The 6,567-nt window shown below is 72.7% G+C and carries 5 protein-coding genes; 3 read left to right on the forward strand and 2 right to left on the reverse strand.

The genetic code is table 11. The features are described from left to right. Nucleotides 1-41: 41 nt before the first annotated feature. Nucleotides 42-1,049 (reverse strand): SH3 domain-containing protein, encoded by a 1,008-nt coding sequence (locus J2847_RS30685; protein WP_209782520.1) that lies wholly within the window; start codon nt 1,047-1,049, stop codon nt 42-44. Further along, entirely contained in the window at nt 1,049-2,191 is a 1,143-nt protein-coding gene (locus tag J2847_RS30690) for a hypothetical protein (protein WP_209782521.1), read from the reverse strand. Before J2847_RS30690 ends, J2847_RS30685 begins: the two co-directional genes overlap by 1 nt. Nucleotides 2,192-2,474: 283 nt before the next feature. On the opposite strand from J2847_RS30690, the gene J2847_RS30695 reads away from it, so the two are divergent. The 3 genes from J2847_RS30695 to J2847_RS30705 all read left to right on the forward strand — a co-directional run bounded on the left by J2847_RS30695 (nt 2,475) and on the right by J2847_RS30705 (nt 6,515). Continuing rightward, entirely contained in the window at nt 2,475-2,795 is a 321-nt protein-coding gene (locus J2847_RS30695; protein ID WP_085555885.1) for a ribbon-helix-helix domain-containing protein, read from the forward strand. A 272-nt stretch (nt 2,796-3,067) separates the two neighbouring features. After that, complete coding sequence (locus J2847_RS30700; RefSeq protein WP_209782522.1) at nt 3,068-4,414, forward strand: CmpA/NrtA family ABC transporter substrate-binding protein; 1,347 nt, start codon at nt 3,068-3,070, stop codon at nt 4,412-4,414. A gap of 136 nt (nt 4,415-4,550) precedes the next feature. After that, nucleotides 4,551-6,515 (forward strand): CRISPR-associated endonuclease Cas3'', encoded by a 1,965-nt coding sequence (locus J2847_RS30705; protein ID WP_209782523.1) that lies wholly within the window; start codon nt 4,551-4,553, stop codon nt 6,513-6,515. The last annotated feature ends 52 nt before the right edge of the window (nt 6,516-6,567 follow it).

Consider the following 6,567-nt stretch of genomic DNA (forward strand, 5'->3'; position numbering starts at 1 on the left):
TCGCCTTTTCTACGCCATCGGCGCGCGTCTGTCGCGTGGCCTCAGCGGCTTTTCGCCGCGCCGAGCAGCGCCGCGCCGACATAGCCGAGCGTGCGCCCCTTGCGCCCGACCCGGTACCAGGATCCGGCGGCCTCCAGCACGGTGACGCGCTCGCCGCTCTCCAGCACGTCCTCGACCCTGGCGTCGCAGGCCGGCGCCACCCGAAGGTTGGCGTCGGCCAGCACGCGGGCGACGCTGCCGGCGGGCAACGGCGCCCGGCGCCTGGCCGTCGGGATGTCGTCGGGCAGCGCGCAACCCTTGTCCTCGCGCGACGCCTTGGCGTAGCGGCCGAGGGCGGGCTTGGCTTCCGTGGGTTTGGTGGCGTCCGCCAGATAGTCGGCGGCGACGTAGCCGAGCGACCGGCCGTTGCGGCCGACCGGAACCCAGCCGTTCACCGCCGGGCCGAGCGCTTCCAGCCGGTCGCCGCGCTCGAACTGGTCGAGCGCCCGCGCGTCGGACCTGGGGGCGGCGCGCAGCTTGACGGCGGCGGTGGCGACGACGGCGCGCCGCGTGACGGAAACCGCGGCGGGCGGCCTGTCCGGCACGGGCGGGGGCGGCGGGGGCGGCGAGGGCGCGGGCGGGGCCGGCGGTTCGGCCGGCGTCGCGGCGGTCGTGGGTGGCTGGGCTGGAAGCGGGGTGGGACGTGCCGGCTTGGCGGGGCCCGGCGCGGCGGGCGATGCGGAAGTGCGGAGCGCGGCGGGCGGCGGCCCCGGCACCTGGATCGGCGACAGGGGCGGGGCCGGCACCGGGGCCGGCTGCAACGCGGCGCCGGGAGTCAGGCCGGTGGTCTGGGCGCTGTCCGACGGCGTCAGGCGCGGCATCGCCACGGTCGGGGAGGGGGAGGGGGTGAAGCGCTCCTCCGGCGGCTGCGCGGCGGCCCCGGTGGCCGGCAGCGCCAGCAGGGCGAGCAGCGCCACCCGTGCGAGGCGCGCCCGCGCGCCAGCGGTGCCCGCCGCGCTTCCGGTGCCCGCCGCGCCCGACGGCGCCCCGCTGTCGCGCCGCCCCGCCATCAGTCGAGGGTGATCCGGGCGATCAGCGTCGGCAGGGTCTGGCAGCGCAGCAGCCCGTCCAGCGTCCGGTGCTCGGTCAGGCGCACGCTCAGCGCGCAGCCGTAGGAGTTCAGCGTCAGCTCCGTCTGGGCCAGCGCCCCGATGATGCTGGAGGGCTTGGCGATGCTGTAGCCGGGGGCGCCCAGGCGTCCGGCGACGGCGCCGTTGATCGGGCTGAAGCCCTCGACCTCCAGCGTCATCGGCCCCAGATTCTGCACCACCGTCTCGGAGCTGGGATCCTCCTTGGTGGCGAAGAGCTGCACCGGCACGGCGCGGCGCCGGGCGATCCAGTCCTTCAGCGCCAGATTGGCCAGCACCGGGTCCCGGCTCTGCAACGCCGCCTCGACCGCCAGTTGCCGCAGCGCCGGGTCGTTGCCGCCGAGCGCCGCCTCGTAGGCGGCGATCTTGGCCGGCCGGTCCTGGCCCAGCAGCTTGCCGCGCAGCTCGGTGATCTGGGAGACGCGCGCCTCGACGGCGCGGCGCTCCCGGTCGGCGCGCTCGCTCTCCACCGCGTTGGCGGCGTTCTGCCGGGCCAGCAGCTCCTCCTCGCGCTTGAGCCGCGCGGCCTCGTCGGTCAGGCGCTGCCGGGCGTCGCGGTCGAGCTGCTCGCGCAGGGTGCGGGCCTCCTCGCTGCCGACCACCACGGTGCGGCCGGGAAGCTCGGTGGCCGGCCTTCCGATGCCGTCGAGCACGTCGGCGTTCTGCGGCTCCACCTTCAGCGTCCAGGCCCCGGCGGCGTTGCGGGTGGCGCGCGCGGTGGCGGTCAGCACCTTCTCCAGCCCGCTGTCGGCGGCCGGGCGCAGGAAGGTGACCGGCCCGTCGCGGCTGTCGACGACGTAGGTCGGGGTGGTCAGCGTCACCCGCGCCGCGATCCGCGCGGCGGCGCGCTGGTCCGAACCCTTGCCGGAGGTCGTTCCCGGAAGCTCGGCCGGCTCCACCGTCAGCGAGTCGATGTGCCAGGGGGCGGGCACATGGCGGGCGATCTCCGCGCGGACCGCCTCCTCGGGAAAGGGTTCCGACGCGGTGGCGGTGCCGACCGGGGTGGCCGCCGCGATGCCCGTCGCCAGCGCCGCCGCGAATCGCACTGTCGCCGGTCGCCTCATCGCCGCTCCCTTTCCCCCTCCGGATTCCGCCGGAAACCCCGTTCGACCCATGCGGGCACTGGTATAGCGAAGCGTCCGGGAAAGGAAGCGGGTTTTGTCCGCACGCCGCCGGCACACGGCCGTCCGGCTTTCCCGAATGCGCCCATTTGTCGCGAGGTCTCGCGACCACTGGTCGAAATTGACTTGGAGGGCACACGCTTCTTGCAATATTCTCATACAAGTGGATGTATGGCCGCCACCGAGGGGTTGGCGGATTCGCAACGGACGGGGATCAGGACGTCACATGGCGGGCACTGGCGGGGGCAAGGAAGGGCCGGTCCTGGTCTGTCGGAACGTGAAGGTGAATGGTCGGCGCACCAGCCTGCGCATGGAGCCGTACATCTGGGATTCACTGAAGGAAATCTGCGAGCGTGAGCGGCTGGGGCTGAACGAGATCTGCACGCAGATCGACCAGCGCCGCCAGGAAGGCAACCTGACCGCGTCGATCCGGGTCTTCATCGTCAGCTATTACCGCACCGCCATCGGCAACCGTGGTTTTTCCGAGGATGGGCCCTCGCTGATCCTGCGCAAGGCGCTGGACGACGCCGTCCCGCTGGAGGATTGAGCGGCCGACCGGGCGAGAGCCCAAAATTTCGGCAGCCGCCACCGGCCGATTGTGCGGCGCGTGGGAGCGGCGCGCGTGGACGAACCGTTGCGGGATGGTGCCGAACCCGCCGAGACCCAGCCCTCCGCCCGTTGGCATGATGCCTGCTTCGGCGGGTGCGTCCGGTGCCGCGCCGACGATGGCCCGGCTTTTCGGATGAGGGCGTCCGAGCCGAGGCGGCGGGACTGTCCGCCGCCTGGACGCCTCCCTATGCCCGAAAAAGGGGAAACTGCATGCCCACCCCGTCCCCGTCCTCTTCCCCGGCCCGCCGCGCCGCTCCGCCACCCGGCGGCGAAGCCCTGGAGAAGACCGCGCTGACGCTCGGCTTCGTGCCGCTGACCGATTGCGCGCCGCTGGTCATCGGGGTCGAGAAGGGGTTCTTCGCCCGCCAGGGGCTGGAGGTGACGCTGTCGCGCGAGCCGTCCTGGTCGAACATCCGCGACAAGCTGATGGTCGGGCTGCTCGACGGCGCCCACATGCTGACCGGCCTGATCCTGGCGATGACGGCCGGGGTCGGCAGCTTTCCGACGCCGACCCGCGCCGCCCACGCGCTGGGGCTGAACGGCAACGCCATCACCGTCTCGACCGAACTGCACGCCGGCATGGCCGCCGCCGATCCCCAGGCGATGGCGGAACGCCCGCTGACCGCCCGCGCGCTGAAGCGGGTGATCGAGGCCAACCGCGCCGCCGGCCTGCCGCCGCCGGCCTTCGGCGTGGTCTTCTCGGTCGCCAACCACGCCTATCAACTGCGCTACTGGCTGGCCTCGGCCGGCATCGACCCCGACCGCGACGTCCGCATCGTCACCGTGCCGCCGCCGCGCATGGTGGCGAGCCTGAAGGCCGGCGACATCGTCGGCTTCTGCGTCGGCGAGCCGTGGAACAGCCTCGCCGTCTCCGAGGGCGTCGGGCGGGTGCTGATCGCCGGCTGCGAATTCTGGAACAACGGGCCGGAAAAGGTGCTGGGCGTGCTGGCCTCCTGGGCGGACGCCCACCCGAACAGCCACCGCGCGCTGGTCCGCGCGCTGATCGAGGCGCAGGCCTGGCTCGACGAGCCGGCCAACCGGGTGGAGGCGGCGGCGATCCTGTCGCAGCCGCGCCACCTCGGCGTGCCTCGGGCGGTGGTGGAGCGGTCGCTGACCGGCGCCTTCGTTTCCGGGCCGGGCGAGGCGCCTGTGGCGATGCCCGACTTCCACGTCTTCCACCGTTACGCCGCGACCTTTCCCTGGCGCTCCCACGCCTTGTGGCTGCTCGCGCAGATGGTGCGCTGGGGGCAGCTCGACGCCTCGGCCGACCTCCACGCGCTGGCCGCCGGGGTTTATGACGCCGAGCTTCACCGGCAGGCCCAGCGCGACCTCGGCGGCGCCGTGCCGCTGATCGACCTCAAGCTGGAAGGCGCCCACGCGGGCCCCTGGCTGCTGGAGGAGGCGACCGCGCCGATCCCGATGGGACCGGACCTGTTCTTCGACCGGGCGATCTTCGACCCCACCGGCCCCCTGCTGGCCGCCCGCCACGCGGCGCCACCCGCAAGTCCGGCGACCGCCGTGGACCGGGACGGAGCGCGGGCCGCGCGGGAGCGCTGATCCCGCGCGGCGGCCCCTGGCGCTCCGTATCCGGCGCTCCGTATCCGGTGGCGCGGTCTTGAAACCAAACCCGTCCTTGCGTATTGCGGCGACCCGATTGCCCCTTCATCCCTGGCATCAACGAGGGGGTGATGCGATGGATTGGTACGCCCACACACCGAAAATCCCCGGCGCTCCCTGGGAACCGTTGCGCGAGCATCTGCTCCGGGTCGCCGCGAGGGCGGAAGGGTTCGCGTCGGTCCTGTTCCCGGAAAGCCGGTGGGCCGGGGCCTGGGCGCGGGCGCTGGGGCTGCTGCACGACGCCGGCAAATACGCGGACGCCTTTCAAAGTCTGCTGAGGGACGGCAAGGGCAGGGTCGACCATTCCACGGTCGGCGCGGTCCTCGCCTTGGAGCGCTACGGCGACCGGAGCGCCGCCGGCTGGCTGCTGGCCTATGCGGTGGCCGGCCACCACGCCGGGCTGCCGGATGGCGGGGGAGGCGGGGACGGCAGCCTCGCCGTTCGCCTGCGCAAGGCCCGCATCCCCGATTCGGTCCGTGCCGACTTCCTGCGCGAGGTCGGGCCGCTGCTCCCGGCCGAATTGCCGTTGCCGCCCTTCGCCGACCCGTTCGCCGTGGCGCTCTTCACCCGCATCATCTTCTCCTGCCTGACCGACGCCGACGCCCTGGCGACGGAGGGCTACAGCGATCCCGAAACGGCGGCGCTGCGCGGCGGACAGCCCGATCTGCCCACCCTGGCCGCCGCCTTGCGGATGCATCTGGCGGGCAAGGCGGCCGGGGCCGAGCACTCCGATGTCAACCGGATCCGGGCGGAGGTGCTGGAGCGCTGCCGCGACGCCGCCGCGCTGCCGCCCGGCCTGTTCTCGCTGGCGGTGCCCACGGGCGGCGGCAAGACCCTGTCGTCGCTTTCCTTCGCGCTGGAACACGCGCTGCGCCACGGTCTGCGCCGTGTCATTTACGTGATTCCCTACCTGTCGATCATCGAGCAGACCGCCGAGGTCTTCCGCCACGCCGCCTTCGCCGGCCTGCCCGGCGCCGTGCTGGAGCATCACTCCGCCTACGGCCCGCCCGGTGGCTTCAAGGACGGGGACGAGGAGGGCGTCGGCCCCGACCGGCACAAGCTGGCGTCGGAGAACTGGGATTCCCCGGTGACGGTCACCACCGCCGTGCGGTTCTTCGAATCCTTCTTCGCCGCCCGTCCCTCGCGCTGCCGCAAGCTGCGCAACGTCGCCGGCTCGGTCATCGTGCTGGACGAGGCGCAGCTCCTGCCCCTGCCTCATCTGCGCCCCTGCCTCGTCCTGCTGGAAGCGCTGGCGCGCGACTATGGCTGCACCGTGCTGCTCAGCACCGCCACCCAGCCGGCGCTGGGCAGGGACCAGCCGCTGCCCTTCGGCCTGGAGGGCATCCGCCCGATCATGCCGGAAGCCGGCGCGCCGACCCTGCACACGGCGATGGAGCGCGTGCGGGTCGAACACGCCGGCCGGCTCGACGAGGAGGCGCTGGCCGGCCTGCTGGCCGACGACGACCATCCGCAGGCGCTGTGCGTGCTCGACACGCGCGGCCACGCCGCCGACCTGTACCGCATGCTGAAGGAGCGCAAGGTGGAGAGGGTGCATCACCTGTCCGCCGCCATGTGCGCCGAGCACCGCTCCACCGTTCTGGCCGCGATCCGGGCGGATCTGGACGCGAAGCTTTCCTGCCGCGTCGTGAGCACGCAACTGGTGGAGGCCGGCGTGGATCTGGACTTCCCCCTCGTGCTGCGGGCGATGGCCGGCCTCGATTCGATCGCCCAGAGCGCCGGCCGCTGCAACCGCGAGGGCCGCCTCGACGGGTTGGGCCGTGTCGTCGTCTTCGACACGGAGCGGCGCAACGGCCTGTCCGACCTCAACCGCCGCCGCGACATCACGAAGGAGCTGATGGCCGCCCGCCCCTGGGAGGAGGCGCTGCACCCCGACGCGCTGTCCGCCTATTTCCGCCGGCTCTACGGCGCCGGCCTGAAGAAGAGGACGTTCGACGGCGGCGATCCCTACTGTAAAGGCCGGATGAAGTTTGGTCCTTTCGCATTTTCGGTGCAGGCCGGATGTAGATGGGCAACGGAGTGAGCACATAAAGGGAACCATTTACCCGCATGAGTACCCGTTTCCTTGTCCAAAT

The organism is Azospirillum agricola, from assembly GCF_017876095.1.
Taxonomy (GTDB): Bacteria; Pseudomonadota; Alphaproteobacteria; order Azospirillales; family Azospirillaceae; genus Azospirillum; species Azospirillum agricola.